This window comes from Methylobacterium sp. WL116 (genome assembly GCF_008039455.1).
In the GTDB taxonomy this organism is placed as follows: Bacteria; Pseudomonadota; Alphaproteobacteria; order Rhizobiales; family Beijerinckiaceae; genus Methylobacterium.
Genome location: NZ_VRUV01001002.1, coordinates 1 through 776, shown reverse-complemented (window position 1 = coordinate 776; position 776 = coordinate 1). Strand labels below are relative to the sequence as shown.

1 protein-coding gene and 1 pseudogene are annotated in these 776 nt (G+C 70.5%); both read left to right on the top strand.

Going from position 1 to position 776, the window contains the following annotated elements:
• Positions 1 to 155: pseudogene (locus FV223_RS32270) on the top strand (glycolate oxidase subunit GlcE); the annotation flags it as partial.
• A 131-nt stretch (positions 156 to 286) separates the two neighbouring features.
• Positions 287 to 776: 4Fe-4S dicluster domain-containing protein (locus FV223_RS29050; protein ID WP_147730047.1), on the top strand; the 490-nt coding region annotated here is incomplete at its 3' end.

Genomic DNA, 776 nt, shown 5'->3' with positions numbered 1-776 from the left:
ACGCCACGCTGATCCGCGCGCCCGACGCGGTGCGCGCCGCGGTGCCGGTGTTCCAGCCGCTGTCCGAGCCGCTGATGCGGGTGACGCAGGGGATCAAGGCGGCGCACGATCCTGCGGGAATTTTCAACCCCGGGCGGATGTACGCGGGGGTTTAGCGCTTCCGCGCGGGGGCCCGACCTCGCGCGGGCCGTCCGCCGCATCGTGCCCGGCGCGAAACGGTGGCACAGACGATCGAACGACGGGGCCGACGCGATCGGCCTGAGACAGGACGCATCCAGAACGCGCCATGCAAACCAATTTCTCCCTCGCTCAGCTCGCCGACCCGGCGATGGCGACCTCCGAGAAGATCCTGCGCACCTGCGTGCATTGCGGGTTCTGCACGGCGACCTGCCCGACCTACCTGCTGCTCGGCGACGAGCTGGATTCCCCGCGCGGGCGGATCTACCTGATCAAGGACATGCTCGAGGGCGGCAAGGCGGCGAGCGCCGAGGTGGTCAAGCACGTCGACCGCTGCCTGTCGTGCCTGTCCTGCATGACGACCTGCCCATCGGGCGTGCACTACATGCACCTCGTCGACCACGCCCGCAGCCATATCGAGGAGACGTTCTCCCGGCGGCTCGACGACCGCGCGCTCCGGGCTATCCTGGCCTTCGTTCTGCCCCATCCCGGCCGGTTCCGGCTGGCCCTGTGGGCGGCCAAGCTCGGCGCGCCGTTCAAGCCGCTGGTCGCGCGCCTGCCGCGGGTCGGCAACCGCCTCGCCGCGATGCTCGACTACG